The organism is Streptomyces curacoi (assembly GCF_001513975.1).
Taxonomy (GTDB): domain Bacteria; phylum Actinomycetota; class Actinomycetes; order Streptomycetales; family Streptomycetaceae; genus Streptomyces; species Streptomyces curacoi.
This window is the reverse complement of sequence record NZ_KQ947985.1, coordinates 518,095-544,028: the sequence shown is the minus strand read 5'-3', so window position 1 is coordinate 544,028 and position 25,934 is coordinate 518,095. Positions and strand designations below refer to the sequence as shown.

General features: G+C 73.0%; 27 protein-coding genes. 20 read left to right on the top strand and 7 right to left on the bottom strand.

Going from position 1 to position 25,934, the window contains the following annotated elements; translation table 11 throughout:
• Positions 1-8 precede the first annotated feature (8 nt).
• The 13 genes from AQI70_RS39555 (at position 9) to AQI70_RS07915 (ending at position 10,123) form a co-directional block, all read left to right on the top strand.
• Positions 9-182, top strand: a complete 174-nt coding sequence (locus AQI70_RS39555) for a hypothetical protein (RefSeq protein WP_167358887.1) — start codon at positions 9-11, stop codon at positions 180-182.
• A 169-nt stretch (positions 183-351) separates the two neighbouring features.
• Positions 352-690: a MerR family transcriptional regulator gene (locus AQI70_RS07970; protein WP_062145880.1), complete on the top strand. Its 339-nt coding sequence runs from the start codon at positions 352-354 to the stop codon at positions 688-690.
• A 231-nt stretch (positions 691-921) separates the two neighbouring features.
• Positions 922-1,125 (top strand): cold-shock protein, encoded by a 204-nt coding sequence (locus tag AQI70_RS07965; RefSeq protein WP_007383480.1) that lies wholly within the window; start codon positions 922-924, stop codon positions 1,123-1,125.
• 228 nt (positions 1,126-1,353) lie between these two features.
• Complete coding sequence (locus AQI70_RS07960; protein ID WP_062145878.1) at positions 1,354-2,859, top strand: DEAD/DEAH box helicase; 1,506 nt, start codon at positions 1,354-1,356, stop codon at positions 2,857-2,859.
• Positions 2,860-2,936: 77 nt separating this feature from the next.
• Positions 2,937-3,341 (top strand): CBS domain-containing protein, encoded by a 405-nt coding sequence (locus tag AQI70_RS07955; RefSeq protein ID WP_079051193.1) that lies wholly within the window; start codon positions 2,937-2,939, stop codon positions 3,339-3,341.
• Positions 3,342-3,414: 73 nt separating this feature from the next.
• Positions 3,415-3,702, top strand: a complete 288-nt coding sequence (locus tag AQI70_RS07950) for an SCO5918 family protein (RefSeq protein WP_062145876.1) — start codon at positions 3,415-3,417, stop codon at positions 3,700-3,702.
• A gap of 55 nt (positions 3,703-3,757) precedes the next feature.
• Positions 3,758-4,162 (top strand): hypothetical protein, encoded by a 405-nt coding sequence (locus AQI70_RS07945; RefSeq protein WP_003999504.1) that lies wholly within the window; start codon positions 3,758-3,760, stop codon positions 4,160-4,162.
• Positions 4,163-4,345: 183 nt separating this feature from the next.
• Positions 4,346-4,855, top strand: coding sequence for a DUF5994 family protein (locus tag AQI70_RS07940; RefSeq protein ID WP_244181519.1), 510 nt, complete (start codon positions 4,346-4,348; stop codon positions 4,853-4,855).
• Positions 4,856-5,089: 234 nt separating this feature from the next.
• The gene (locus AQI70_RS07935) at positions 5,090-5,956 is read left to right on the top strand and encodes a GNAT family N-acetyltransferase (protein ID WP_062145873.1); all 867 of its coding nucleotides are present in this window, start codon (positions 5,090-5,092) and stop codon (positions 5,954-5,956) included.
• A 120-nt stretch (positions 5,957-6,076) separates the two neighbouring features.
• Positions 6,077-7,081, top strand: coding sequence for a FecCD family ABC transporter permease (locus AQI70_RS07930; protein WP_062145865.1), 1,005 nt, complete (start codon positions 6,077-6,079; stop codon positions 7,079-7,081).
• Positions 7,078-8,169 (top strand): FecCD family ABC transporter permease, encoded by a 1,092-nt coding sequence (locus AQI70_RS07925; RefSeq protein ID WP_062145863.1) that lies wholly within the window; start codon positions 7,078-7,080, stop codon positions 8,167-8,169. Before AQI70_RS07930 ends, AQI70_RS07925 begins: the two co-directional genes overlap by 4 nt.
• Positions 8,166-8,978, top strand: coding sequence for an ABC transporter ATP-binding protein (locus tag AQI70_RS07920; RefSeq protein ID WP_062145861.1), 813 nt, complete (start codon positions 8,166-8,168; stop codon positions 8,976-8,978). The genes AQI70_RS07925 and AQI70_RS07920 overlap by 4 nt, the downstream gene beginning before the upstream one ends.
• Before the next feature lie 101 nt (positions 8,979-9,079).
• Positions 9,080-10,123 (top strand): ABC transporter substrate-binding protein, encoded by a 1,044-nt coding sequence (locus tag AQI70_RS07915; protein ID WP_062145859.1) that lies wholly within the window; start codon positions 9,080-9,082, stop codon positions 10,121-10,123.
• A 46-nt stretch (positions 10,124-10,169) separates the two neighbouring features.
• Here the strand turns inward: AQI70_RS07915 and AQI70_RS07910 are convergent, their stop codons facing one another.
• A complete protein-coding gene (locus tag AQI70_RS07910) occupies positions 10,170-10,907 on the bottom strand; it encodes a DUF4232 domain-containing protein (RefSeq protein WP_062145857.1) in 738 nt (245 codons plus the stop codon).
• Positions 10,908-11,105: 198 nt separating this feature from the next.
• On the opposite strand from AQI70_RS07910, the gene AQI70_RS07905 reads away from it, so the two are divergent.
• Positions 11,106-12,395, top strand: coding sequence for a helix-turn-helix domain-containing protein (locus AQI70_RS07905; RefSeq protein WP_063801556.1), 1,290 nt, complete (start codon positions 11,106-11,108; stop codon positions 12,393-12,395).
• Positions 12,396-12,434: 39 nt separating this feature from the next.
• On the opposite strand, the gene AQI70_RS07900 is transcribed toward AQI70_RS07905, so the two are convergent.
• The 3 genes from AQI70_RS07900 to AQI70_RS07890 form a co-directional block, all read right to left on the bottom strand.
• Positions 12,435-13,397, bottom strand: a complete 963-nt coding sequence (locus tag AQI70_RS07900) for a DMT family transporter (protein WP_079051192.1) — start codon at positions 13,395-13,397, stop codon at positions 12,435-12,437.
• A 244-nt stretch (positions 13,398-13,641) separates the two neighbouring features.
• Positions 13,642-15,159 carry a serine/threonine-protein kinase gene (locus AQI70_RS07895; protein ID WP_062145854.1) on the bottom strand — a complete coding sequence of 506 codons (1,518 nt, stop codon included), beginning with the start codon at positions 15,157-15,159 and terminating at the stop codon, positions 13,642-13,644.
• Positions 15,160-16,308: 1,149 nt separating this feature from the next.
• Positions 16,309-17,076, bottom strand: a complete 768-nt coding sequence (locus AQI70_RS07890) for an ATP-binding cassette domain-containing protein (RefSeq protein WP_062145852.1) — start codon at positions 17,074-17,076, stop codon at positions 16,309-16,311.
• Between the two features lie 114 nt (positions 17,077-17,190).
• On the opposite strand from AQI70_RS07890, the gene AQI70_RS07885 reads away from it, so the two are divergent.
• From AQI70_RS07885 to AQI70_RS07870, 4 genes are all read left to right on the top strand, one after another.
• Positions 17,191-18,228, top strand: coding sequence for a substrate-binding domain-containing protein (locus tag AQI70_RS07885; protein ID WP_062145851.1), 1,038 nt, complete (start codon positions 17,191-17,193; stop codon positions 18,226-18,228).
• Between the two features lie 40 nt (positions 18,229-18,268).
• Entirely contained in the window at positions 18,269-19,285 is a 1,017-nt protein-coding gene (locus AQI70_RS07880; RefSeq protein ID WP_079051191.1) for an ABC transporter permease, read from the top strand.
• 227 nt (positions 19,286-19,512) lie between these two features.
• A complete protein-coding gene (locus AQI70_RS07875) occupies positions 19,513-21,633 on the top strand; it encodes a SpoIIE family protein phosphatase (RefSeq protein WP_425264604.1) in 2,121 nt (706 codons plus the stop codon).
• Between the two features lie 100 nt (positions 21,634-21,733).
• Entirely contained in the window at positions 21,734-22,288 is a 555-nt protein-coding gene (locus AQI70_RS07870; RefSeq protein ID WP_062145849.1) for a mycothiol transferase, read from the top strand.
• Positions 22,289-22,319: 31 nt separating this feature from the next.
• Here AQI70_RS07870 and AQI70_RS07865 read toward each other — a convergent pair whose 3' ends face one another.
• Both AQI70_RS07865 and AQI70_RS07860 read right to left on the bottom strand, forming a co-directional pair.
• Positions 22,320-22,745 (bottom strand): hypothetical protein, encoded by a 426-nt coding sequence (locus AQI70_RS07865; RefSeq protein ID WP_062145847.1) that lies wholly within the window; start codon positions 22,743-22,745, stop codon positions 22,320-22,322.
• A 158-nt stretch (positions 22,746-22,903) separates the two neighbouring features.
• A complete protein-coding gene (locus AQI70_RS07860; protein WP_062145844.1) occupies positions 22,904-23,347 on the bottom strand; it encodes a DUF6223 family protein in 444 nt (147 codons plus the stop codon).
• Between the two features lie 209 nt (positions 23,348-23,556).
• Here AQI70_RS07860 and AQI70_RS07855 point away from each other — a divergent pair, with 209 nt between their 5' ends.
• Together AQI70_RS07855 and AQI70_RS07850 are read left to right on the top strand one after the other, a co-directional pair.
• Positions 23,557-24,684, top strand: coding sequence for a sensor histidine kinase (locus AQI70_RS07855; protein WP_062145842.1), 1,128 nt, complete (start codon positions 23,557-23,559; stop codon positions 24,682-24,684).
• Entirely contained in the window at positions 24,681-25,343 is a 663-nt protein-coding gene (locus tag AQI70_RS07850) for a response regulator (RefSeq protein WP_062145840.1), read from the top strand. Before AQI70_RS07855 ends, AQI70_RS07850 begins: the two co-directional genes overlap by 4 nt.
• Before the next feature lie 19 nt (positions 25,344-25,362).
• Here the strand turns inward: AQI70_RS07850 and AQI70_RS07845 are convergent, their stop codons facing one another.
• Positions 25,363-25,899, bottom strand: a complete 537-nt coding sequence (locus AQI70_RS07845) for a hypothetical protein (RefSeq protein ID WP_062145838.1) — start codon at positions 25,897-25,899, stop codon at positions 25,363-25,365.
• Positions 25,900-25,934: the final 35 nt, after the last annotated feature.

The following is a 25,934-nucleotide window of genomic DNA, read 5'->3' as shown; positions in this document are numbered from 1 at the left end:
TGGTCGGGGTGCCGGTGACCTTTCTGCTGGTCCTGCTGGGGGCCGTCGCCCTGGGGATCATCGGTGCCACGGCGGACGGCCTCGGGTACCTGCTGACCATCGGCATCGTGCTCTTCGTGGCCGATCTCGCGTTCGTCGGCGTGGTGATGTCCCGGCGCGCCCGCCGGCGCCCGGTGCGCTGACCGTGCGCGGCCCTGCCCGCGCGGCAGCGGAAAGTCTGCTGCGGCGGGGCCACATCCTCGCGCCTGCCGGAGTTAGGGTTGTCGCACCAGGCAGAGGGTGCCGAGTCCTTCGCAGCACGGGCGCCGCACACGCCCGGGCACCTGGCCGCGTCCCCGAAACAAAGGTGCTATGCCCGCTGACAACGCCCCGGTCGCCGGGAACCTCGACGACGACGACTACCCCGCCTACACCATGGGGCGGGCCGCCGACGTTCTCGGCATCACCCCGGCCTTCCTGCGGGCCATCGGCGAGGCGGAGCTGATCACTCCGCTGCGTTCGGAAGGCGGCCACCGCCGGTACTCCCGCCGCCAGTTGCGCATCGCTGCCCGGGCCCGTGAGCTGGTCGACCAGGGGACTCCCATCGAGGCCGCCTGCCGCATCATCTCGCTTGAGGACCAGCTCGACGACGCCCTCCGCCTGAACCGGGAAATGCGCCGGAGGCTGGGCGAGCACGGTGCGGATACCTAGTCCCGCCGCTACAGAAATACGGGCTGCCACGGGATGAGAACGCCTGATCGACCCCGAAAAACCGTGGGGCCTTCCACTCGATCTGTGTTAGCGTGATAGCAGTTGCAGTTTTGGTTGCCAGAGATTTTATTCTTTGCAGAGCTTTCCGGATCTTTCCGGAGGGGTGATCATCGCGGCGACTCGGATCCGTAAAGTGCGGATTCCGGCACTGCCCCCCAAGGGAGATTCAATATGGCATCTGGCACCGTGAAGTGGTTCAACGCGGAAAAGGGCTTCGGCTTCATCGAGCAGGACGGCGGCGGCGCTGACGTGTTCGCCCACTACTCGAACATCGCCACCTCCGGCTTCCGCGAGCTTCAGGAAGGCCAGAAGGTTACCTTCGACGTCACGCAGGGCCAGAAGGGCCCGCAGGCCGAGAACATCGTTCCCGCCTGACGCTGACGCGAACATGTGACTGGGGCCCGCACTCTTGGGGTGCGGGCCCCAGCTCGTTACTTTCCAGATTCCCGGGATTCCCGGATCTCTCGCATTCTTCACAACCCCCGGCTTCAGTGCCGAGAGGGCCGACTTTCGCATTCCCTCGGCTCATTCTTGTGAATCCTCATGCGGCTGTGTACCGCTGGACGGAATTCCTCGATACGCCGCATCGAGGAAGGTTCCATCATGAACCGCACCCGCCGTACCGGCCGTAGCGCCGGCCGCTTCCGCGCCCAGGAGAAGGGCCGGCAGAGTCCCCGCCCGGCCACCGGGCGCAACGGTGGCCCACGGACACGCGTCACGACACGCCCGCAGGAGTTCACCCTTCCGGTCACCCTCACCGAGCCGCTGCCGGCGGTCGCCACGTTCGCCGAACTGGACATGCCCGTCCGGCTGCTGAGCGCGCTCGGCGCCGAGGGCGTGACCGTGCCCTTCCCGATCCAGGCCGCCACACTGCCGAACGCGCTGGCCGGACGGGATGTACTGGGCCGCGGGCGCACGGGCTCGGGCAAGACGCTCGCCTTCGGCCTGCCCGTACTGGCCCGGCTGGACGGACAGCGAGCCCAGCCCCGGCAGCCGCTCGCGCTCGTACTCGTACCCACCCGGGAACTCGCCCAGCAGGTCACCGACGCGCTCGCCCCCTACGCCCGCGCCCTGCGCCTGCGGCTCGCCACCGTGGTGGGCGGCATGGCGATCGGCCGCCAGGCCAGTGCCCTGCGCGGCGGCGCCGAGGTCGTCGTGGCGACGCCCGGCCGCCTCAAGGACCTCATCGAGCGGGGCGACTGCCGGCTGGACGACGTCGGCGTCACCGTCCTGGACGAGGCCGACCAGATGGCCGACATGGGCTTCATGCCCCAGGTGACCGCGCTGCTCGACCAAGTGGCCCCCGGCGGCCAGCGGTTGCTGTTCTCGGCCACCCTGGACCGCAACATCGACCTCCTGGTGCGCCGCTACCTCCACGACCCCGTGGTGCACTCGGTCGATCCGTCCGCGGGCGCCGTCAGCACCATGGACCACCATCTGCTGCACGTGCGCGACGCCGACAAGCACGCCGCCGCGACCGAGATCGCCGCCCGCGACGGCCGAGTGATCATGTTCCTGGACACCAAGCACGCGGCGGAGCGGCTGGCCAAGCACCTGCTGTCCGTCGGTGTGCGCGCCTCCGCCCTGCACGGCGGCAAGTCCCAGCCGCAGCGCAACCGGACGCTCGCCCAGTTCAAGGACGGCCATGTCACGGCCCTGGTCGCCACCAACGTCGCCGCCCGCGGGATCCACGTCGACGATCTCGACCTCGTCGTGAACGTCGACCCTCCCGGCGACCACAAGGACTATCTGCACCGCGGCGGCCGTACCGCCCGCGCCGGCGAGTCCGGCACCGTCGTCACCCTCGTCCTGCCGCACCAGCGGCGCGCGGTGGACCGTCTGATGGCCGACGCCGGCATCACGCCGCGCACCGCCCAGATCCGCCCGGGCGAGGACGCACTGCATCGCATCACCGGCGCCCGGACCCCCTCCGGCGTGCCCGTCACCGTCACCGCACCGGCCGCCGGGCCGGGCGACCGCACGGGATCAGCCGATCCCGGCCGGAAGGGACGCGGCGGTCGTGGCCGCAGGGGACGGGCCGCGGGCCGGGGCGGGGCCGGACGGACCGCCGTCCGAAGCCAGCGCTCCGCTCCGCGCAACGACCCCTAGTCCGGCACGCACATCCGCTCCCCGTGGTCGGGACGGGCCGTGGCCCGTCCTGCCGACCCGACGAAGAGGAGAAGCCCTTGACGCCGATTCCGACCCCGGCGCAGGCCCGGCCCGCCGACGGCACCGGCCTGACCGCCCGTGACGCCATGGACGCCCCCGGACCCCAGGTGGACGGCCACATGACCGTCGACGTGGCCCTGTCCGTGCTCCTCGGCGCCCGCGTCCCGCACCTGCTCCTCCAGGACGACGACGGGCGGTGCACGGGTCTTGTCACCCTGGCCCAGCTCTCCGCGTACCGCGGCGGCTCGTGGTACGGCGACCGGACGCGGCTGCGGGACATCCCGCTGGACCGCGGGCCGTTCACCTCCTCCGGGGCCGAACTCGGCGAGGCCGAGGCCGCGATGCGGGGCCGGGCCCTGGACGTGTCCCCCGTGATCGACGAGCACGGCTATGCCCTGGGCGTCCTCGCGCTCCCCTACTGATACTGACCGCCACTGACCGCCGTCGCACGGTCGGCCCCTTCGGTGTTTATCCCCCAACTCTGTGGAGGCATCCATGCGTTGTGTCATCGCCCGTTTCCCCTTCGACCTGATCAAGAGTGAGGTCGAGCAGTCGATGAGCGGCATCAAGCCGGAACCGGTCACCGGCGTGGCCGTGACCATCGGCCGCCGCGTCTACCCCGTGATGCAGGTCGGGGAAGTGATCACCAAACAGGACCGCCGTGACTTCACCTCGGGTGAGATGCGCCGGGCACTGACCCGCCTCGGTTTCACCTGCCACGACACCCCTCCGGTCAGGTCGGCCGGCAACGCGCGTCCCGACGAAGGCATGCTGGGCTGGTGACGACTCGGCTTCCGGCCGTGCGCCGACACCCGTCGTCGGGCTAGGCTCCCGAGACATGAAGCGCCCTGACGACCTGCTCGTCGCCATCGCTGCGATGGTGGAGTCGCAGCACAGCAGTCAGATGTCCCTGACCGTGGTGATTCCCGGAGCCGTCATCACGGGACGGCTCGCCCCGGAAGCCCTGTGGAAGGAACGCGTGGCCGAAGTCCTGCGGGACTCCGAGCACCTGGGGCGGTTCGCCGCCGCGTTCAGCCCGCCCCCGGGCAACGGCGACCGCCCGCCGGAGCACGGTGACGGCCCGCCGGAGCACGGTGACGGCCCGCCCACGCACCTCCACTTCCACGTCGCCCGGATCCTCCAGGGGAGCTTCGGCATCCCCGAGACGGGAGGCATGTACCGCGTCGCGCTGGAGGACGTGAGCGCGTGGACCATCGGGGACATCGGCTACTCGGACCAGTGAGGCCCCGGCGCCGCGCTCTCCTCGTTCCGCTCGGGTCGTCGTCTCGCACCGGCACCTTCCGGCCCATCCGGGCTTCGGACGGCGCGGGCCGGCGGCCCGCACGTACGCTGGTTCCACCGAGGGCATCTCGCGCAGCGCGACCATGGCGGTGCCGTTCTCGGCGTACGGCGGAAGCGAACGGCCATGAGCCGCTCGGGACGGGACCGCATGATGAACGTCACCGGCACGTCGGACGAGGGTGGCTCCCCTGAGGGAGCACACACCTACCGGATGCCCCTCGCCCGGCTGGCACTCGCCCCGGGCGCCGGCCGCGGTCCGCTGGACGGGGCCTGGTGGCCGCGCTGCGACCTGCTGGAGCTGGAGCTGCCCGCCCTGGTCGGCTCACTGGACCCCGGGCGCGGCACCGTCGCCCGTGTCATCGTGGACGCCGTCGCCTGGCCCGACGCCCCGCGCACGGTCTTGGCGCCGAGCAGGGTGATCGACGTGACCCTGTCGGCCGTGGACGCGGAGGCGCACGCCATCGTCCTGGACTGTGGCGCGGTGGGCCGCTGGGAGCTGCTGGTCATCCCGCCCGGCGAGTCGGTCGCGGCGGCGGCCTGGCTGCTGAACACGGCCGCCGATCCGCGCAACGCCCTGACGGCCGCGCACATGCTGGCACTCGCCGAGGCCGGTTTCGAGGACGACGGCAGGTAATCCGGGGCGCGCGGTGTGGAACGCCGCAGGATGTGGCACCCGGCCTGTGTGCGGGCCGTACGCAGGAACCGCGTCCCGTAGGGCGAGCGGTTCGGCCAAGAGCCGCGAGCCGCACGAGGCCGGTACGGCCCGCGCCGTCCAGAACCTCCCGCACTCAACCCCCGGCGCCTCCGGCAGGGACCTTGCCCCGCCTGCGTAGCTCCTGCGGTGCGCAGGGGCGGCGCACGGAAGGGGATGGCCGTCGTGGATCTCGTACTGCGTCCAGGCACCGCGGACGACGCCGCGGAGTGCGGCAGGATCTGCTTCGAGGCCTTTGCCGAGATCGCCCGTGAGCATGCTTTTCCACCCGACGTTCCCAACCTCGAAGTCGGTGTCGCGCTGATCGAGGCGGGCCTGACCCACCCGGGGTTCTACAGCGTCGTCGCCGAACTCGACGGCCGGGTCGTCGGGAGCAACTTCCTCGACGAGCGCTCGGCCGTCGTGGGCGTCGGGCCCATCACCATCGATCCCGCCGTGCAGAACCGCGGGGTGGGCCGCCGGCTGATGCTGGACGTGATGAACCGGGCCGCCGAGCGCCGGGTGCCGGGGATCCGGCTGTTGCAGAGCGGGTACCACAACAGGTCGTTCTCGCTCTACGCGAGCCTGGGCTTCGCGTTCCGGGAAACGGTCGCGTGCATGCAGGGGCCGGCCGTGGCGCGTGTGGTGCCCGGGCACACCGTTCGGGAGGCCACGGACGCCGACCTCAGAGCCTGCAACGACCTGTGCCGACGGGTCCACGGCGTCGACCGGGGCGGCGAGGTCGTCGACGCGCTCAAACAAGGCACGGCCCGGGTCGTCGAGCACGACGGGCGCGTCACGGGCTACGCCACCGATCTGGCGTTCTTCGCGCACGCGGTGGCCGAGACCACCACCGACCTCCAGGCCCTGATCGGCTCGGCTCGCGCCTTCGGCGGCCCGGGCATCCTCGTGCCCGCGAGCAACAGCGTGCTGCTCGGCTGGTGCCTGGCCAACGGCCTCAAAGTGGTGCAGCTGCTGAGCTTGATGACCATCGGTCTCTACAACGAGCCAACTGGGGCGTATCTGCCCTCGATCCTCTACTGAGGAGGCGGGCCGGGGACCCCCTGCCGCGCCTCCTGCCGCGCCTGCGACGTCGGCCGCGACGGCCCGGAAGCCCCACGTAGTCTTAGGCCAGCCTTGGCTAAGGGATTACGGAGAGGGTGGATGTCAGGAGCCGCAAGCCGCCGCGTGGGGTGGATGGCCTTCGGCCTTCTGCTGTTGCTGTCGGCAGTGATGCTGAGTCTCGCCGTCGGCAGCCGCGCGATCGCCCCCTCGGTGGTCTGGGAGGCCCTGGTACACGGCGGTATGAGCGACGACGCGCAGGTCGTACGGTCGCTGCGGGTGCCGCGGACGGTCATCGGTGTGCTGGTCGGCCTCGCACTCGCCGTCGCCGGAACGGTTCTGCAGGGCATCACCCGCAACCCGATCGCCGAGCCGGGCATCCTGGGCATCAGCCAGGGGGCCTCGCTGGGCGTGGTCTGCGCCATCGCCTTCGCCGGGGTGCACTCGCTGACCGGGTACGTCTGGTACGCGTTCGTGGGCGCCGGCCTCGCCGCGGTGTGCATCTACGCCGTCGCCAGCGGGGGGCGGGGCGGTGCCTCGCCGGTCAAGCTGGCCCTCGCGGGGGCCGCCATGAACGCGTTCCTCGCCTCCCTCATCTCGGCGGTCCTGACGACCAACGCCCGGGCCTTGGACGAGTTCCGCTTCTGGGACGTCGGTTCGATCAGTGGGCGCGACGCGTCGATCGCGGGCCAGGTCTGGCCCTTTCTGCTCGCCGGACTGCTGCTGGTGCTGGCCATGGCCCGCGGGCTGGACGCGCTCGCGCTCGGGGACGACATCGCCCGCGGCCTCGGCCGCAATGTGGCGCTGCTGCGGGCGACCGGTGCCCTGGGCGCGACGGTGCTGACGGGTGCCGCGGTCGCCGCCGCGGGCCCCATCGCCTTCACGGGCCTCGCCGTCCCGCACATCGCCCGCGCGCTCGTGGGCCCGCAGCATCGCTGGCTGCTGCCCATGGCCGCGCTGCTCGGTCCGGTGATGCTGCTCCTGGCGGACGTCCTCGGCCGGGTCGTCGTACGGCCCTCGGAGGTGCCGGTGGCCGTGATGACCGCGCTGGCCGGGGTGCCGTTCCTGGTCGCGCTGGTCCGGCGGAAGAAGGTGGCGGCGGCATGACGTACCTCCCCCCGGCCGGGCCGTCCGGCCGGTCGCCTGTGCGCCCCGCCGGACACACCGTCGTCCGGGCCGGACACCGCGGCAGCTTCCTGCTGCACCGCAGGGCCCTGGCCGTGGCCGTCGTGCTCGCCGTCCTGCTGGCGGCCGCCGTGGTGGCGTCCCTGTGTGTCGGTGAGTCGTACGTCGCGCCCGGCGAGGTCGTGCGCGTGCTGCTGGGGCTGCCCAGTCCCGACGAGCTGGTGGTCGGCACCCTCCGGCTGCCGCGCCTGGTGACCGGTGTGCTGGTGGGCGCCGCCTTCGGCGTCTCGGGTGCGCTGATCCAGACCGTGGCCCGCAACCCGCTCGCCAGTCCCGACGTCATCGGCGTGACGCACGGCGCGGGCGCGGCGACGGTCGCCGCGATGACCTTCGGTCTCACCTCGTACGCGGTCCTGCCGTACGTGTCCGTCGTGGGCGGCCTCCTCGCCGCCCTGCTCGTCTACGTGCTCGCGTGGCGGGGCGGTCTCGCCGCCTCCCGTTTCGTCCTGGTGGGCATCGGCATCTCGGTGGCGCTCGGCTCGCTGGCCCGGCTGTTCGTGACCAAGGGCGACTATCTCGTCGCCCAGCAGGCCAAGACATGGCTGACCGGCTCGCTCAACGGCCGCGGCTACGACCAGGCGGCACCGCTCGCGACGGTCCTCGTGCTCCTCGTGCCGTTCCTGCTGTGGGCGGCGCGGGCGCAGCGCGGGGCCGCGTTCGACGAGGACACGGCCACCGCTCTCGGCATCGGGCTCGGCCGGGTGCGGCTCGGCCTGAGCGTCCTCGGCGTCGTCCTCGCGTCCGTGGCGACCGGTGCCGCGGGCCCCGTCGACTTCGTGGCGCTGCTCGCCCCGCAGATCGCCCGCCGGCTCACCCGCACCCCGCACATCCCGCTGATGTGCTCCGCCCTGATGGGCGCGCTGATCGTGGTCGTCGCCGATCTGCTGGCCCGGCGGCTCCTCGCGCCGCTGGAACTGCCGGTCGGCGTGTTCACCGCCCTGGTGGGCGCCCCTTATCTGATGTGGCTGATCGTCAGCGCCCGCAGCAGCCGTACCGGAGGAACCGCGTGACCGGCAACCGCCTCACCGCCCAGGGACTCACCCTCGCCTACGAGGACCGCGTGGTCGTCGAGGACCTGGACGTGGAGATCCCGGACGGAGAGGTCACCGTCATCGTCGGCCCCAACGCCTGCGGCAAGTCGACTCTCCTGCGTGCCCTGGGCCGGCTGCTGAAGCCGCGTCGGGGCGCGGTGCTCCTCGACGGCACCGATCTGTCCCGCATCCCCACCCGGCGGATCGCCCAGGTGGTCGGGCTGCTGCCGCAGACGCCGGTGGCGCCCGAGGGGATCACGGTCGCGGACCTGGTCTCGCGCGGGCGCCAGCCGCACCAGAAGTGGTGGCAGCAGTGGTCCGAGACGGACGAGACCTCCGTCACCGAGGCGATGGAACGCACCTCGACCGCCGACCTGGCGGAGCGTCAGGTCGACGAGCTGTCCGGCGGCCAGCGCCAGCGCGTGTGGATCGCCATGGCCCTCGCCCAGGACACCGACCTGCTGCTGCTCGACGAGCCGACGACCTATCTGGACATCGCCCATCAGGTGGAAGTACTGGACCTCGTACGGCAGTTGAACCGTGAGCGCGGCCGGACGGTGGTGGCGGTGCTGCACGACCTGAACCAGGCGGCGCGCTACGCCGACCACCTGATAGCCATGCGGGCCGGGAGGATCGTGGCGCAGGGGCCGCCCGCCGACATCGTCACGGCGGAGCTGGTGGGGAAGGTCTTCGGGCTGGCGTCGGTCGTCGTACCGGATCCGGTGACGGGGGATCCGCTGGTGGTTCCCGGGCCGCCGCGCCAGGCGGGGCCCCCACGCGGAGCGTGATCGGAACCACACCCTCCGGATGTGGCCGTTTCACAGGATTCTCATAAGGTAAGGCTCGCCTAAGAATTGCCCGAGATTCCACCGTACGACGGGAGTCCTCCATGTCCGTCCGCCGCCGCGGCACCGCCGCTGCAGCCCTCGCCCTCGCCGCCGCCCTCTCCCTGACGGCGTGCGGCGGCTCCTCCGACGGTGCGGGCACCTCCGGGCCCTCCGCCGGAGCCGGCGACAAGAAGGCGGTCGCCCAGGGCGGGGACGAGTTCGCGGACGCGGCCAGGAAGACGGCCGCCATGGGCACCGACGCCAAGGCCGGCGAGTGGCCGCGCACCATCACCCACGCCATGGGCGAGACCGAGCTGAAGGCCCAGCCCAAGCGCGTCGTCGTCCTCGACGTCGGCGAACTCGACAACGTCGTCTCGCTGGGCATCAAGCCCGTCGGCCTCGCCCCCACCGAGGGCTCCCCCGAACTGCCCTCCTACCTGAAGAAGGACGCGGGCAGCCCGAAGAACGTCGGCACGATCAACAACCTCAACCTGGAGGCGATCGCCGGGCTCAAGCCCGACCTGATCCTGGGCAGTCAGCTGAGGGCCGCCGACAAGTACGACGAGCTGTCGCAGATCGCGCCGACTGTCTTCTCCCTCCGCCCCGGCTTCACCTGGAAGGAGAACTACCTCCTCAACGCCGCCGCCCTCGACAGGACCGCCGAGGCGAAGCAGAACCTCGCGGCCTACGAGAAGAAGGCGAAGGCACTGGGTGAGAAGCTCGGCGCCGACAAGCCGACCGTCTCGATGGTCCGTTACATGCCCGACGGCGTCATCCGGCTGTACGCGGGCGCCTCGTTCATCGGCACGATCCTGAAGGACGCCGGCATCCCCCGCCCCAAGAACCAGCAGGTCAACGACCTCGCCACCGAGGTCAGCGCCGAGAACATCGACCAGGCGGACGGCGACTACATCTTCACCGGCGTCTACGGCGACCCGAAGGCCACGGACAAGTCCAAGGCCCAGAGCAACCCGCTGTGGAAGAACCTCGCCGCCGTCAAGGCCGGTCACGCCTACGACGTCCCGGACGAGACCTGGTACCTCGGCCTCGGCGTGACGGCCGCCGAGGAAGTGCTCGCCGACCTGGACGAGCACCTCACCAAGTAGGCCCGACGGGCCCGCGACCGGCCCCCGTGGGCGAACCGCTCAGGTGTCACCAGCTGATGGCGTCGTCCATCGACTGCTGCCAGTAGGTCACCTTGAGCGAGTCGTCCACGTGGACACCCTTCGCGGGCAGTGCGGGGTGGGCGCCCCTGCCGACGCTCTCGTTGCCGGAGGGGCCCCGGAAGTAGACGGCCAGGGACTTCACGGTGTGGCCGTTCGAGCCGCTGCCGTCGGTGGCGGACAGGCTCACGGACGCGTACCCCGACTCGCCCGGCTTGAGCGTGACGACCGCCTGCGGCTGGGATTCCTCGATGACCGGAGGCACGGCCTGGGCCTCGCCGAAGCGGACGGCCGGGTAGCCGTAGAGGTGGCAGCTCCTGCCGCCTGTGTTGGTCACCGTGAGCAGCATGTGGTTCACGGGGCGGTTCAGCAGGGCCGCGACCGTCTTGGTGTTGGATGCCTCGCAGGTGACCGGCTTGCCGGAGGAGGAGGGCGCCTTCGACGCGGGAGGCGTCGAGTCGGTGGCGGGCTTGGAGGCGGAGGAGCCCGTGGCGCCGGTGGCGCCCGTGGAGTTCGACGAGTCCGCGGAGTCGTCCGTGGCGTCCGGGGAGTTGGAGCCCGTGCCTGAAGAAGGCGCGCCGGACGACGGGCTCGCGGAGGCGGTCGCCGCCGCGCCCTCGTCCTGGGCGCCTGTTCCGTCGTCGCACGCGGTCAGGGAGAGCGCGGCGAGAACGGCGGTCGCGGCGGCGCCGACGAGACGGGTGCGGGAGGTGCGGAGACTGGACATGAGGCCGTGCCCCTTCGGTGTTCGGGTGCGGTGGTGATTGGATGACCGAAGCCTGTGCGGTGATCCGTCCCAACCGCCACGCACAGCGGGCAGTTGGGGACACTGGAACACCGGAATGCACTCTGACCAGGGAGAAAGCAGTAGCCCTGGAATACGCGACTGGAACGCGGGGGAAGAGGGGAACGGGTGTCGGGGGCAATGGAAGCGGGAGAGACCGAGGCGTTAGCGCTGCTGCTGCGGGAGCTCAAGGACCGCTCGGGACTGAGCTACGGGGCCCTTGCCAAGCGCCTGCACATGAGCACGTCGACGCTGCACCGCTACTGCAACGGCACCGCGGTGCCGATCGAGTACGCACCGGTGGAGCGCCTCGCCCGGGTCTGCCGGGCCACCCCGCAGGAGCTGGTGGAGCTGCACCGGCGCTGGATCCTGGCGGACGCGGCACGCGGGCGCAGGGCGGCTGGGCCGGAAACGGCGGCGTCCGGCCCGGCGGTGTCGCCCGGACCGGACGAGAGCGCGAACGGTGACCCGGTTGTCGCCGGCGTGCCGGGCGAGCTCGCGCCGCCACGTCGTCCCCGTCGGCTCCCCCGTCGCCGTACCGCGCTGATCGCCTCCGTCGCAGTGGCCGCAGCGCTGGCAGCCGTGGTGCTCACCCTGCCGCCGTCCGACGGCGGCGGGCACGACACGGTGGCGGGGCAGGCGGGCACCGCGACGGAGACGACCGCCGGCCGGGCGGACGGCGGAAAGCCCTCCGCCGGCCCGTCCCCGAGCGGAAAGGGCAACAAGCCACCCGCCGCGGCCTCCGCCTCCCCCACGGCCTCCGAGGACGCAGGGTCCGGCGCCTCGAAGGGCGACGGCAGGCAGGGCGCCGCCCGGCCCACCGACGGCAACGCCGTCGACGCCGTCCCGCTCACCGTCCGCACCCGTCCCTACGTGTACGACAGCCCGTGCAGCCAGCACTTCCTCGTCGACAGCGAACCCGAGCAGGTAGGCCCGCCGGCGACCGAGCAGGACGCTCCGCGCTGGGCCGACGCGTACGGGGCGGTCTCCTCGGGCGAACAGCGGGTCGCCCTCACCGTCCAGGGCACCGGCGAGGACACCGTCGTCCTGGAGAAGCTGCACGTACGCGTCCTCACCAAGGGCGCGCCGCTCGCCTGGAACGACTACTCGATGGGTGTCGGCTGCGGCGGCGGCGTCGACACCAGGTCCTTCGACGTCGCCCTCGACCACGGCAGCCCCACGGTCACCGTCAAGAACGGCCAGCGCGACTTCCCGTACCAGGTCAGCGAATCCGACCCGGAGGTCTTCTACGTCACCGCCCACACCAAGGCGTACGACGTCCGCTGGGACCTCACCCTGGAGTGGTCCAGCGGCAGCCGCCGCGGCACCGTCCACATCGACGACAACGGCAGCCCGTTCCGCACCAGCGCCGACAAGGACCGCCCCGGTTACGACTATCCGCTGGGCGGCGGCGAGTGGGTCGAGCGCTAGCGGGCCCGGGGCCGGACCGCAGGAGCGCCGGGGGTGGGGCTACCGGGCCCGGCGGCCGCTGCCGGCGGGGGCGGTCAGGAGGACCAGGGCCAGGGCGAGGACGGCCAGCCCGCACCAGGAGGCGGCCGGAAGGCGTTCATCGAGGACGGTGACGCCCAGGACCGCCGCCACGGCGGGTTCCGCAAGCGTCAGCGTGGTGGCCACCGATGCCGGGGTGTGGCGCAGTCCGTGCCCGAAGAGCCGGTAGGCCAGGTAGACGGTGAACAGGGCGAGGTACACCGCCACCGCCGCGCCGCGGGTGGTGGCGAGCCAGTGCGTGTCGACGAACAGGAAGAGCGGCAGGACGAGCAGCCCGGCCGCGCCGAACAGCACGCCCATCACCGCGTCGGAGGAGTGTTCGCGGGTGATGAGCCTGCCGCCGATCAGCGAGTAGGCGGCGTACGACAGTCCGGCGCAGGCCGCGAGCGCGACGCCGGTCAGGTCCATCGGCGTGGCGTGTCCGGTGAGTTCGGGGCCCAGCACCAGAAGGGTGCAGCCCAGCACGGCGGCGGCGGTGGCGCAGGTCCAGCGTGCGGTCGGCCTGGCGTGTCCGGTGAGCCAGGACAGCAGTCCGGCGAAGACCGGCGCGCTGCCCAGCGCGATCACCGTCGCCACCGCCACTCCGGTGCGGGCCACCGCCGGGTAGAAGGTGACCGGATAGCCGGCCACCGCAAGGGCACCGAGGACGAGCAGCCACCGCTCGGCGCGGGTGCAGGCGGCGGGCAACGAGCGGGCGCCGCGAGAGGTGAGGAACAACAGCAGGCCGCCGAGGGTGAGACCGGCGCAGCCGATGGCCGCGGCCGGTGCGCCGGCCGGTGCCAGGGAGCCGGCGGTGCCGGTGGTTCCCCACAGCACGGCCGAGGTGAGGATGGGCGCGGGGCCGCCGAGGAGACCGGCAAGGGCGCGGCGCGGGCCGGAGTCGGCCGGGCGCGCGGGGGTCAGAGGGGTGGTGCGGTTCGGCACAGTCGTGAACTTCCGTCGTCGAATGCGTCTGGGGACCGGATCCGAAACGGGCGCACGACGAGAACCCTGACCGCCCTGCGGGCCGGTCGGGGCCGGGAGTCAAACCACCGGTGTCTGCGCCCGTCAGGCGCAGAGAGGCGGCAGAACGACGTGCCAGTAGGTGTTCACCCTGGGATGGTAGCTGCCGTGCCACGGCCGTACGGCGCCCCCGGGGGCCACCCGTTGGGCTGCGCCCGCCGCTCGGTCAGTCGGCGAACCCGTTCCGGACGACGTCGAAGACGGGACGGTAGGTGTCCCACTCGGCCTCCGGGGCCGACAGATAGATGTCGTACTCCCGGCCGCCGGCCGTGCCGTATCCCAGGTCGATGGCGCGGAAGGCGCGGGCGCGGCCGTGGAAGGTGAACTCCCAGATCGCGGCCGGCTTACCCCGGAACGTGGTCTTCTGCAGGCGCAGTCTGCGGTACGTGGAGTAGTTGGCCTTGGTGTTCGCCTCGATGTCCGCGAAGTGCTCGATGGGGTGCGAGCCCGCCGGGTCCACCATGCCGATGGTGATGCCGGCCAGCCCGGTCGGGTCGACGTAGGTGACCTCGTCGTGGGGCCCCTTCTTCGGCTTCCAGCCGTCCGGCACGGGGAAGGAGACGCCGAGCTCCCGGTCGCGGACCAGGTGGTAGCCGTCGGGGACCGGCGAGGGTGGCGCCGAGGTGGTGCCGGTGCGGGCGCCTCCTGCGGTGCCGCCGTCGTGCGAGGAGGCGTACAGGGTGAGTGCCGCGGCGGACGCGGCCAGCACGGCCACGGTCGACAGCAGGACGCGCCGCCGCGCACGGCCCCGGGGGCGGTCGCGTTCGTCCTTCTCCGGCGGCGGCGTCGGGGCGGGGCGCGTCGCGGAGGTCGCTTCCGCGTCCCGGGTGCCTTCAGGCTCGCGGTGTGGGGGCGTGGTGGTCGAGCCGCCGGACCAGGTGGCTCGTAGGGCCCGCTCCGTCTGCTCCGCCGTGGGCCGGTCCTCGGGGTTCTTCGCCAGCAGGGTCTCGATGAGCGGCTCCAGCGGGCCTGCCTGCCGCATCGGCGGCAGCGGCTCCACGGCGATGGCGTACGCCGTCTCCATGGCGGTGTCACGGCGGTACGGCGGGCGCCCCTCGACCGCCTGGAACAGCGTCGCGCCCAGCGACCACAGGTCGGAGGAGGGGCCGGGCCGCCGGCCGCGGATCCGCTCCGGGGCCATGAAGTCGATGGAGCCGACCATCTCCCCGGTCTGGGTGAGCGTCGAGGCCCCGGCGGTCTGCGCGATGCCGAAGTCGGTCAGGACGACCCGGCCCCCGTCGGCCAGCAGGACGTTGCCGGGCTTGATGTCCCGGTGCAGGACACCGGCGGCGTGCGCGGCCCGGACGGCGGCGATCATGCCGAGTCCGATGCGGGCGGCCTCCTCCGGCGGCAGGGTCCGGTCGCCCTTGAGGATGTCGCCGAGGGTGGGCGCGGGGACGTACTCCATGACGATGCAGGGCCGTCCGTCGTCCTCGACGACGTCATGGACCACGACCACATTGGGGTGCACGATCCGGGCGGCGCTGCGCGCCTCGCGGCGGGTCCGCTCGTACAGGGTGGCGACCTCGGCGTCGGACAGGTGGGGCTGCAGATGGAGCTGTTTGAGTGCGACCTGGCGGGCGAGCAGTTCGTCCTCGGCCCGCCACACCGTGCCCATACCGCCGCGCCCGACGCGCTCCACCAGCCGGTAGCGCCCGGCGACGAGCCGTCCCTCGTCCGACACAGCCTTTCCCTCCGCGTGCTCTGCCCCCCTTCGTGCCACTTAGCCCTGCACAGTAACCGACCTCACCAAGAGCCCGGCCACCGCATGCGGACGGCTGGGGAGGTGAGGCGGAGCGCCGAGGGGACGGGGGCGACGGACCAGCCGTGCCCGTCGGTCACCGGCGACCGGTGCCGGACGGGGGCGGAGACCGGGCGGTGCCTCACATGACCGCCGTCCACGGCGGTCGTACGCGAGGTGCTGTGTGGGGGGAAGCCGCGCGGGGCGGGGTCGTGATCCCGGGCGGCGGGGGCGAAGCCGCCGGCCGGGCAGCCGGGGCGGGGTCGTGGCCGCCGGCCGGGCAGCCGGGGCGGGGTCGTGGCTGCCGGCCGGGCGGGCCGGGCGGCCGGGCGGCCGGGGCGGGGTCGCGGGCGGCGGGGTCGTGGTTGCGGACCCGGGCGGCCGGGCCGTGGGAGCGGGCCGGGGGAGCAGGCGCCGTGGTCGTGGGTGCGGGTGGCCGGGGCGTGGGAGAGGGCGGCGGTCGTTGGCCCGCATGCTGCCGGGGCGGACGGTGGGCGGGGCCGGGTCGGGCGTCGGGCCGGGCGGTGCCTCACGTGTCCGCCGTCCATGGCGGTCGTACCCGAGGCGTTGCGGGGCGGAGGCACGCGGGTCGCGGTCGGTGGCCCAGGCAGCCGGGCGTGGTAGCGGGCGGTGACGTCGCGGGCCCGGGCGGCCGGGGCGTGGGAGGAGGCGGTGGCGGTGGGCCCGGTGCTTGTGGAGCGGGCGGTGGGCGGTGTCGGTCGTCGGGCCGGGCGGTGCCTCACGTGGCCGCCGCCCATGGCGGTCGTACCCGAGGCGTTGCGGGGCGAGGCATGCGGGGAGGGCGTGGTCCCGGGCGGCCGGGTCCGGGTGAGCGGGCGTCGGGGTCATGGTCGCCGGCCCGGGCAACCGGAGCGGGGGCGCAGCGGCGGGGTCGTGGTTGCGGGCCCGGGTGGTCAAAGCGTGGGACGGGGCGGCGGTCGTTGGCCCGCATGCTGCCGGGGCGGGCGGGGGGCGGGGCGGGGTCGGGCGTCGGGCCGGGCGGTGCCTCACGTGGCCGCCGTCCATGGCCGTCGTGCGAGAGGCGTTGCGGGGTGGGTCCGTGATCCCGGGCGGGGTCGCGGGTCCGGGTGGTCAGGCGTTGCTTGTGGCGCCGACGATGGAGGAGAAGATCCTGTCCTGGGGCGTGGTCGGCACGTGGAAGAAGCCGTTGTTGCGGCCCAGCCGCAGGACCGCCGCCTCGTCCGCCACGGCCTTGACGTCGCCCAGGTTGTGGCTGATGAGGATCACCCCGATGCCCCTGTCGCGGAGTTCGTCGACGAGGTCGAGGACGTGCCCGGCCTGGGGGACGCCCAGCGCCGCGGTGGGCTCGTCCAGGAGGACGGCCTTGGGCCGGCCGAGGAGCGCGCGGGAGATCGCCACGGTCTGCCGCTGGCCCGCGGACAGGGAAGCGACCGGGGCACGCACGTCGGGCACCCGGATGCCCAGCGCGTCGAGCTGCCGTCGCGCCTCCGCGCGCATGCCGCCGTTGTCCATCAGCCGGAACAGGCGGCCCCGCACCCCGGGGCGGCGCCGTTCCCGTCCCAGGAAGAGGTTCTCGGCCACGTCGAGGTCGTCGCACAGCGCCAGGCTCTGGTACACGGTCGCGATGCCCAGGCGCTGGGCGATCCGGGGGGTCCTGATGTGGACGGCCTGGCCCTCCCACTCGATGACGCCCTTGTCGGCGGGGTCGACGCCCGCGATGACCCTGATGAGGGTGGACTTGCCGGCACCGTTGTCGCCCAGCAGCGCGACGACCTCCCCCCGGTGGAGCTCCAGGTCGACATCCTCCAGGGCCTGGACGGCGCCGTACCGCTTGGAGATTCCACGCAGTGACAGCAGCGGCGGTTCGGTCACGCGCATCTCACCTTCTCCGCCCGATCGCGGGAACAGGTCAGACAGATCACCATCAGGGGAACAAATGGGATATTCATTAATCATCTTCCCATGTGCGTCGGCCGGAGGAGGGTGTCACCGATGGCGCACCATCACACCGTCCGCAAGCGCAGCCGGCCAGGCCGCCGCCGGCCGTGGGCCGCGCTCCTCCTGGCGGGCACGGTGCTGCTCGCCGCCGCGTGCGGCGGGGGCGAGGACTCGGGGGAGGACGGCGGGACGCGGAAGGTCACGATCGGTCTGGTGACCAAGACCGAGACCAACCCCTTCTTCGTGACCATGCGCAAGGCCGCCGCGGACGCGGCCGAGCGCAGCGGCGCCGAGCTCATCGCCCTGGCCGGCAAGTTCGACGGCGACAACGAGGGCCAGGTCGCCGCGATGGAGAGCCTCATCGCCCGCGACGTCCAGGGAATCCTGATCACACCGTCGAACACCACAGGGGTCCTCGGCGCCATCGCGGAGGCCCGGCGGCAGGGCATCCTGGTGATCGCCCTGGACAGTGCCACGGACCCGGAAGACGCCGTGGACGCCACCTACGCGACCGACAACTTCAAGGCCGGACGCCTCCAGGGCGCCTATGTCAGGGCCGTGCTGGGCGACCGGGCCCCCGAGCTGATCATGCTGGACGGCACCGAGGGCTCCTCGGTCAGCCGGCAGCGGCACGACGGGTTCCTGGAGGGCTTCGGAATCGACGACGACTCACCGGCGATCCGCGGCCGGGCGAACACCAACGGCGACCGCAACCTGGCCCAGACCGCGACGGAGAACCTGCTGCAGCGCACGACCGACGTCAACTCCGTCTACACCATCAACGAACCGGTGGCCGACGGCGCCTCCACCGCCATCGCCGCACGCGACCTCACCCGGCAGGTGACCATCGGCACCATCGACGGCGGCTGCGACGGCGTACGGGCCGTCAAGGCCGGCAAGTACGCGGCCACCGTCATGCAGTTCCCGGTCCGGATGGCCGAGCGGGGCGTGGCCGCGGTCACCGAGTTCGCCAGGAGCGGCAAGAAGCCGTCCGGCTTCACCGACACGGGCACGGAACTCATCACCGACCAGCCGGTGCGGGGACTGGCGTCCCACGACACGGCCTGGGGACTCCAGCGCTGCTGGGGATGACCTGCGGGCGCCGACCGGTGGAAGGAACCAGAGAAGGATCATGAGATCTCCCGGGACCACCAGCCCCGACGCAGAGCCGGAGCCGGGCGCCGCGCTGCGGGAGGCGCTGCGGTACGCCCTGCGCACCCCGACGGTCGGCCCGCTCGCCGCCCTGGCCGCCGCCGTACTCGTCTTCTCGCTCACGACGGACACGTTCATGACGCCGGGGAACCTCTCCCTGGTGCTGCAGCAGACCATCGTGATCGGCACCCTGGCGCTGGGGCAGTCCCTGATCATCCTCACCGCGGGCATCGACCTGGCGAACGGGGCCATCGCCGTCCTCGGCACGATCGTCATGGCCAAGCTCGTCTTCGAGGGCGGCAACCCCGCGGCGGCGCTGCTGCTCGGCCTGGTCGTGGCGACCTTACTCGGGCTCGTCAACGGCCTGCTGGTGGCCCGGCTGGGCCTGCCCCCCTTCATCGTCACCCTCGGCGCGCTGAGCGTCGTCTACTCCACGAGCAGGCTCTACTCCGGTTCCCGCAGCTATCCGGTGACCAGCGACCTGCTCGACTTCTGGGGGCACGGCGTCCACCTCGGCGGCGTGCTCGTCACCTGGGGGACGTTCCTGCTCCTGGGCCTGTACGCGTTCTTCTGGTACGTGCTCACCAAGACGGGCTGGGGCCGGCACATCTACGCCGTCGGCAACGCACCCGAGTCCGCCCGCCTGACCGGCATCAACGTCCGGCGCACGGTCCTGTCGGTCTACGTCATCGCCGGTCTCCTCTACGGCATCGCCGCCTGGCAGGCCCTCGGCCGTATCCCCAACGCCGACCCCAACGCGTACCAGACGGCGAACCTGGAGAGCATCACGGCCGTCGTCATCGGCGGGACCAGCCTCTTCGGCGGCCGGGGAAGCGTCGTCGGCACGCTGATCGGAGCGCTCATCGTCAACGTGCTCCGTTCCGGGCTCACCCAGGCGGGCATCGACAGCCTCTACCAGGACGTGGCGACCGGGACCCTCGTCGTCGTGGCGGTCGGCATGGACAAGGTCCTGCGCAGGGGCGGCGGCGCACGCTGACCCGCTGACACCCAGGTCCGCCACCGCCGGGCGTCCTTCTCCTTTCTCCCTCGCGTCTCCCTCGCGCGGGCTGCCGTGGCATCCGGATGCCACCGCCACCATGCGGGCGTATTGTCCGGTTATGGACGCTCGGGGTGGTCGGCGCGCCGCTCTGTGGTGGGGACGGGCGAGTGGCCCGTCACCGGGGCGCGGCTGCCCGGACGTCGTCACCGGCAGGGGGTGAGGGTGTGTCGGACGCCCGCTCCATGGCCGGCCCGGCCTCCGGTCCGGAGCTGCTGGAGCACGCTCTGGCGCAGGCCATGCGCGACACGGGAGCCGGGGTGGGCGCGGTGTACCTGCTGCAGCCGGGCGAGCGGGTGCTGCGGCTCGCGGTGCTGAGCGGAGTCCCGGGGGATATCGCCGCGCCCTGGGCGCGGGTCGCCCTCGGGGGCGCGACCCCGGTCGCCGACGCCCTGCGGGAACGCCGCCTGGTGTGGCTCGGCAGTCAGGAGGAACTGGCGCGCCGCTACCCGCAGCTGGCCCTCGTCCTGCCGTACCCCTTCACGCTGGCCGCCGCCGCGCTCACCACCGACGGCAGGGAGTGGGGCGGTCTCGTGCTCCAGTGGTCCGGCGCCCACCCCCCGGAGCTGCGCCCCCAGGAGCGTGCGGCGATCGGCGACGCCTGCCACCGCCTGGGCCGGCTCCTGCGGGCGGCCGCCGACAGCGGCCACCCTGTCGTGCCCGATGCCGAACCGCGTCTGGTGCCCCCGCCGGGAACCGGCGCGTCCGAGTCGTCCGGCGCACCGGCCGCCGCGGAGTTCGCCGAGCGCCTCCCCGGTGGCTGCTGCGCGCTGGACATGGACGGCCGGCTGGCCTTCGTCACCGCCAGCGCCGCCGATCTCCTCGGCGCCGACGTGTCCGATCTGCTCGGGGCCCTGCCCTGGGAGGTGCTGCCCTGGCTGAACAACCCGGTCGCCCAGGACCGATACCGGGCCGCGGTGTTCAGCCGCTCCCCCACGTCCTTCACCGCCCTGCGCCCACCGGACAGCTGGCTGTCCTTCCGCCTCTACCCGAACGCCTCGGGCATCAGCGTGCGGATCACCCCGATTCCGGCGGCGCGGGAACGGGACCGTACGCCATCGCCGCACCCGGCCCCTCCCGACCTCACGGGCCGGGCCGCCGCGCTGTACCACTTCATGCATCTGGCAGCGACCCTCGCCGAGGCCGTCGGGGTGCAGGACGTCGTCGACCGGGTCGCCGACCAGGTGCCGCACGGCACCGGAGCCCGGGCGCTGGCCCTGATGACCGCGGAAGAGGGCAGACTGCGGATCATCGGCCACCGCGGCTACACCGCCGAGCTCATGAGCCGCTTCGACGGCGCGCCGCTGACCTCGGACACGCCCGCGGTGCGCTGCCTGACCACCGGCGCCCCCAGCTTCTTCGGCACCTTCGCCGAACTGAAGCGCGCCTATCCCCCGGCCGTCCTCCAGGACGGGATGGCTGCCTGGGCCTTCCTGCCGCTGCTCACCTCCGGACGCCCCGTCGGCTCGCTCGTCCTCGCCTACGACCGGCCCCACCCGTTCACCCCCGAGGAACGCTCCGTGCTCATCTCGCTGGCCGGACTGATCGCCCAGGCTCTGGACCGCGCGCGCCTCTACGACGCCAAACACCAGCTCGCCCACAGCCTGCAAGCGGGCCTGCTGCCGCACGCCCTGCCCTCCGTGGCGCGGCTCGACGTCGCCGCCCGCTACCTCCCCGCCGGGCGCGGCATGGGGATCGGCGGCGACTTCTACGACCTCATCCGCCTCGACGAGACGACCGCCGCCGCGGCCATCGGCGACGTCCAGGGCCACAACGTGCAGGCCGCCGCCCTCATGGGCCAGGTCCGCACCGCGGTGCACGCCACGGCCGGCTCACCCCCCGGCGAGGTACTCGCCCGTACCAACCGCCTGCTCACGGACCTCGACCCCGGCCTGTTCACCAGCTGCCTCTACGCCCATCTCGACCTCGCGCGCCACCACGCGTGTCTGGCCACCGCGGGCCACCCGCCGCCCGTCCTGCGCCACCCCGACGGACACGCCGAGGTGCTCCGCCTGCCTCCCGGTCTCCTGCTCGGCATCGACCCCACCGCCACCTACCGGGCCCGCGAGATCGCCCTGCCGCCGGGCGCGGTCCTCCTGCTGTACACCGACGGACTGGTCGAAGTCCCCGGCGCCGACCTCGACGAGGTCACCGAAGCGCTGGCCGACCGCCTCGCCCGGGCCGGCGACTTGCGGGCGGAGGCCCTCGCCGACACCCTCGTCCACGACGCCCGGGAGTGCGCACACCGCAGCGACGACGTCGCCCTGCTCCTCATCCAGGCCCGGTAGCCGAGCCCGGTAGCCGCCCGGCAGCCGGGAGCGCGAGTTCCCTCGCCGCACGCGCCTCGCACCGTGGCGGCCCTCCGCCGGCGCGGTCCACCACGCGCCTATGGGCTCAGCGGAGCACGCCAGTGAACCCTCGGTGACCCGATGGACGCGGTCCACCGTCTTCCCCGACATGTGGGTCGATCCGGACGACGACCCGCGCGAGACCGACGTCGAACTCGTCGACGAGCGCAGCACGCTGCTCGACGCCCTGCGCCACTACCGCCTCACCCTGGAAATGAAGTGCGCGGGTCTGGACGCCGAGCAGATGGCCCGGCGCTCCGTACCGCCGTCCACGATGTCGCTGCTCGGGCTGGTGCGGCACATGGTCGAGGAGGAACGGCACTTCCGGCGGGTGATGGCCGGCGCGGTCGCCGACGCGGCGGTCGTGGCGGACGCCTGGCGGCAGTGGCGGGCAGCGGTGGAGCACACCGACCGGTACCTGGCCGACGTCACCGACCTCGGCACCAGCAACGCCGGCTTCTCCGACCTCGGCCCCGAACCCGGCGGGCAGCTCCAGCTGCGCGACGCCCTGCTGGCGCACATCGGGGAGTACGCGCGGCACTGCGGCCACGCCGACCTGCTGCGCGAACGGGTCGACGGCCGAGTGGGCCAGTGACCTGGCCCGCGCCCGGATCGGGCCGGACAGCTCAGCAAGCGGGGCCCGGCCCCTGCGCGGGGAGCTGTCGTCCGTCCCCTTTCACCGCGGCGATCACCGCGGACACGGCGACCGTCGCCCCGAGGCTTCCTCCCATGACCATCCCGACGCCGACCGCGAAGAGGCCGGTGGCATCGTCCGACCAGTCGTAGAAGGCGGCTGCGGTCAGACCCACCGTGGTGCCGAGCACGGCGCCTACGACATGGCGCCGGGACGCCGCCCAGTACACCGGTGCCAGCAGGGTCAGCACCAGCCCGACCACCTGCCACGCCGCGTACGGGCCGGTCGTCGTGCCGTCGGGCCGCACGTCGTACTGCTGGTCCCAGCCCAGCCAGGCGGCCCACAGGGCCATCGCGGCTCCGGCCGGCACGAGGAACGGCAGCAGCCGGAGAGCGGGTTTCATCAGACCTTCACGCATGCCCCCAGCGTTTCGGCCCACCGCGTCACCGACCAGAGCGGAAGTACTCAGCTCTCCCGAGTACCAAGTACCGAGTACCGAAGACGGAGTACCAAGTACCAAGTACCAAGTACCTCGGGGCGGGAGCCCCCGCGGCGGCGCCTCGATGCTGTCGGCGGTCAGCCGGTGCGGCGGGAACGGGTCAGCGTCAGCCCGCCCAGCACCAGGGCGATCAGCCCCACCACCAGGGCCACGAGGGCCCCGCCCAGCCCGTTCCCGGTGCCGAGGCCGCTCTCGGCGGTGGCCACGACCAGCGCGCCGAGGCCCACGCCGATCAGCCCTGCCACCAGGGGCACGACGGTGCCCAGTCGCCCGGAGCCGGTGGCGAGACGGCCGGCGGGGCGGGCCAGCGCCAGGCCGCCGACGACCACGCCGATCAGCGCCACCACGGCGGCCACGGAGGCCCCGAGCCGCCCGGCACTCAGGTAGGTGACACTGACGGCGACCGGCTGCGCCGAGGCGTGCGCGGCGGCCGGTGCGGCGAGCCCGATGCCCATGAGCAGGGCGGCTCCAGCCACGGCACACACACGTCGGACCGATCTCAGGGCGTCTGACGAACTCATGTCCCTCTCCTGTCTCTTGTGGATGTGGCTGATCCTCTCGCCGCCCGCGCCGCCGGTCGTCCCGCTGACGTAGGCACTTCGCGCTGCCGCCGACGGCGCACCCGGGTGCCGCGGACGCCGCAGACGCCGCCCGGGTACCGCGGGCGCGGTAGCGGCCCCTCCTTCGCAAGCCGGACTCGCCCGCGGCGGCGTCCGGTTAGGGTGCGCGCATGCGTACTGGGCTGTCCGGCGTCCCGGCCGGGGTCAGAGACTGGGCGGTCGCCGTCGGCGTGGCGGCGGCCCTGCTGGTCACCGGGCTGTCCGGGCAGCACTCCGCCACGAGCATCGACCTGCTCGGCTGGGCGCTGCTGCCGGCCGGCGGGCTGGCGCTGGCGGCGGGCCGCCGGGCCCCGGTTCCGGTCCTGGCCGTCACCGGGCTGTGCGCGGTGGGCTACCAGGCGGCCGGTTTCGACGTACCCGCCGTCGCGTATCTGTTCGCGGTGTACGCCGCCGTACGGGCCGGACACCGCGCGGTCACGGTGGCGGCGAGCGTGGCCATGCTGGCCGCCCTCCCCCTCGCGGCCCTGGCCTCGGGCCTGCACGACACGGGTGAGGCGTTCGCGCGGGCCCGGGGCGCTCTTGAGCTGGCCTGGCTGATCGCGGCCGGGGCCGCCGGTGAGGCGCTGCGGCAGGCCGAGCGGCGGGCGGACGAGGCCGAGCGCACCCGGGAGGAGACCGCGCGCCGCCGCGCCGACGAGGAACGGCTGCACATCGCCCGGGAGTTGCACGATTCGCTCACCCACCAGATCTCGATCATCAAGGTGCAGGCCGAAGTCGCCGTCCACGTGGCCCGCAAGCGCGGTGAGCAGGTGCCGGAGGCCCTGCTGGCGATCCAGCAGGCCGGCCGGGAGGCGACCCGGGAACTGCGCGCGACCCTGGGGGCGTTGCGCGACGACGACACGGCACCGCCGCGGGGCCTCGACGACGTCCCGGAGCTGGTGGAACGGGCCCGTGCCATCGGGCTGGACGCGACGCTGACGATCGAAGGGCAGCGGCAGGACGTACCGGCCGCGGTGGACCGGACCGCCTACCGGATCGTCCAGGAGTCACTCACCAACATCGCCCGGCACGCGGACGCCGCCACGGCGTCGGTCCGGATCGACTGCCGTCCGGACGCCCTCGCGATACGCGTCGACGACGACGGCCGGGCCACCCCGGACACCGCCCCGGTGCCCGGCGTCGGGCTGCTCGGGATGCGCGAACGGGTCACCGCCCTCGGTGGCCGGCTGCGCGCGGAGCCGCGCGGCGGGGGAGGCTTCACCGTCCAGGCCGAGCTCCCCGTGGACGGCACGTCGTGATCCGGGTCCTGCTGGTCGACGACCAGCCGCTGTTGCGCAGCGGGTTCCGCGCGCTCCTCGACCTGGAGGACGACATCGAGGTGGTGGCCGAGGCCGCCGACGGGGCGGAGGGCCTGGCCCTGGCCAGGGAACACCTGCCCGACATCGTGCTCATCGACATCCGGATGCCGGTCCTCGACGGCATCGAGGCGACCCGGCGCATCGCCGCCGACCCGGCCCTGGCCGGGGTGCATGTCGTCATCCTGACCAACTACGGCTTCGACGAGTACGTCTTCGACGCACTGCGCGCCGGCGCGGCCGGGTTCCTCGTCAAGGACATCGTGCCGGAGGACCTGCTGCACGCCGTACGTGTCGCCGCGCGCGGTGACGCGCTGCTCGCCCCGGCGATCACCCGCAAGCTGATCGACCGGTACGTCAGCCAGCCGCTCCACCCCGCTGCCGCCAGAGGGCTTCAGGAGCTGACCAACCGCGAACGCGAGGCCGTCGCCCTGGTCGCGCAGGGCCTTTCCAACGACGAGATCGCCGACCGCATGGTGATCAGCCCGATGACCGCCAAGACCCACGTCAACCGGGCCATGACCAAGCTGCACGCCCGTGACCGCGCCCAACTCGTGGTGCTCGCCTACGAGTCGGGCCTGGTGGCCCCGCACCAGCGGTGACCCCGACGGGCCCTGGACGTCAGCCGGGGGTCAGATCGCCGACCATCTGGACGGCGATCACCCACATGGGGTCGGCACCGGTGCCGAACGCGGTGGCGAGGGCGTAACCGAGGGCCGCGTCCGTCGGGTCGGGGGCGGGGTCCTGCCGCCACTCGGCCCAGACCCCTCCGTCGCCCTGCGAGGAGAAGTCCCCGATGTGCCGCTCGTCGCGGAGCAGCCGGCTGCCCGCCATGGAGTCGGGCACCAGCCGCCAAACCTGGCCCGCGTGGCGGACGTCGACACGGTACGAGTGCCGGGTGAGCCGTCCCTTGGCCGGGGCGACGGCGGCCTCCACGCCGTCCACGGTCAGGGTGAGGAGCGCGCCGTCGCGGGTGCCGACCGGGATGTGGTCGGCGGCCTCGGTCCCGGCGGCGCGGCGCAGCACGATGCGGGGCACCGACTCGCCCTCGACGGTCACTTCGCCCTGCCGTACGTCCAGGCGCACGGTGATCACGCCGAAGAGGTCGTCCTCCACCACGCTCTCGGTGACGGGTGCCGGCTCCGGGTCCTTGGGCATGCGGTCGTTCCTTTGCTGTCGCTGTCCGCCGGGCG

What these genes read in the sequence shown, in the direction of transcription:
- AQI70_RS07950 (WP_062145876.1), top strand. Translation starts at nt 3,415, where the DNA reads ATGCGTTGTGTCATCGCCCGTTTCCCCTTCGACCTGATCAAGAGTGAG.
- AQI70_RS07855 (WP_062145842.1), top strand. Translation starts at nt 23,557, where the DNA reads ATGCGTACTGGGCTGTCCGGCGTCCCGGCCGGGGTCAGAGACTGGGCG.
- AQI70_RS07880 (WP_079051191.1), top strand. Translation starts at nt 18,269, where the DNA reads ATGAGATCTCCCGGGACCACCAGCCCCGACGCAGAGCCGGAGCCGGGC.
- AQI70_RS07960 (WP_062145878.1), top strand. Translation starts at nt 1,354, where the DNA reads ATGAACCGCACCCGCCGTACCGGCCGTAGCGCCGGCCGCTTCCGCGCC.
- AQI70_RS07915 (WP_062145859.1), top strand. Translation starts at nt 9,080, where the DNA reads ATGTCCGTCCGCCGCCGCGGCACCGCCGCTGCAGCCCTCGCCCTCGCC.
- AQI70_RS07860 (WP_062145844.1), bottom strand. Translation starts at nt 23,347, where the DNA reads ATGAGTTCGTCAGACGCCCTGAGATCGGTCCGACGTGTGTGTGCCGTG.
- AQI70_RS07965 (WP_007383480.1), top strand. Translation starts at nt 922, where the DNA reads ATGGCATCTGGCACCGTGAAGTGGTTCAACGCGGAAAAGGGCTTCGGC.
- AQI70_RS07935 (WP_062145873.1), top strand. Translation starts at nt 5,090, where the DNA reads ATGGCCGTCGTGGATCTCGTACTGCGTCCAGGCACCGCGGACGACGCC.
- AQI70_RS07925 (WP_062145863.1), top strand. Translation starts at nt 7,078, where the DNA reads ATGACGTACCTCCCCCCGGCCGGGCCGTCCGGCCGGTCGCCTGTGCGC.
- AQI70_RS07870 (WP_062145849.1), top strand. Translation starts at nt 21,734, where the DNA reads ATGGGCTCAGCGGAGCACGCCAGTGAACCCTCGGTGACCCGATGGACG.
- AQI70_RS07910 (WP_062145857.1), bottom strand. Translation starts at nt 10,907, where the DNA reads ATGTCCAGTCTCCGCACCTCCCGCACCCGTCTCGTCGGCGCCGCCGCG.
- AQI70_RS07890 (WP_062145852.1), bottom strand. Translation starts at nt 17,076, where the DNA reads ATGCGCGTGACCGAACCGCCGCTGCTGTCACTGCGTGGAATCTCCAAG.
- AQI70_RS07945 (WP_003999504.1), top strand. Translation starts at nt 3,758, where the DNA reads ATGAAGCGCCCTGACGACCTGCTCGTCGCCATCGCTGCGATGGTGGAG.
- AQI70_RS07970 (WP_062145880.1), top strand. Translation starts at nt 352, where the DNA reads ATGCCCGCTGACAACGCCCCGGTCGCCGGGAACCTCGACGACGACGAC.
- AQI70_RS07940 (WP_244181519.1), top strand. Translation starts at nt 4,346, where the DNA reads ATGAGCCGCTCGGGACGGGACCGCATGATGAACGTCACCGGCACGTCG.
- AQI70_RS07865 (WP_062145847.1), bottom strand. Translation starts at nt 22,745, where the DNA reads ATGCGTGAAGGTCTGATGAAACCCGCTCTCCGGCTGCTGCCGTTCCTC.
- AQI70_RS07845 (WP_062145838.1), bottom strand. Translation starts at nt 25,899, where the DNA reads ATGCCCAAGGACCCGGAGCCGGCACCCGTCACCGAGAGCGTGGTGGAG.
- AQI70_RS07885 (WP_062145851.1), top strand. Translation starts at nt 17,191, where the DNA reads ATGGCGCACCATCACACCGTCCGCAAGCGCAGCCGGCCAGGCCGCCGC.
- AQI70_RS07930 (WP_062145865.1), top strand. Translation starts at nt 6,077, where the DNA reads ATGTCAGGAGCCGCAAGCCGCCGCGTGGGGTGGATGGCCTTCGGCCTT.
- AQI70_RS07905 (WP_063801556.1), top strand. Translation starts at nt 11,106, where the DNA reads ATGGAAGCGGGAGAGACCGAGGCGTTAGCGCTGCTGCTGCGGGAGCTC.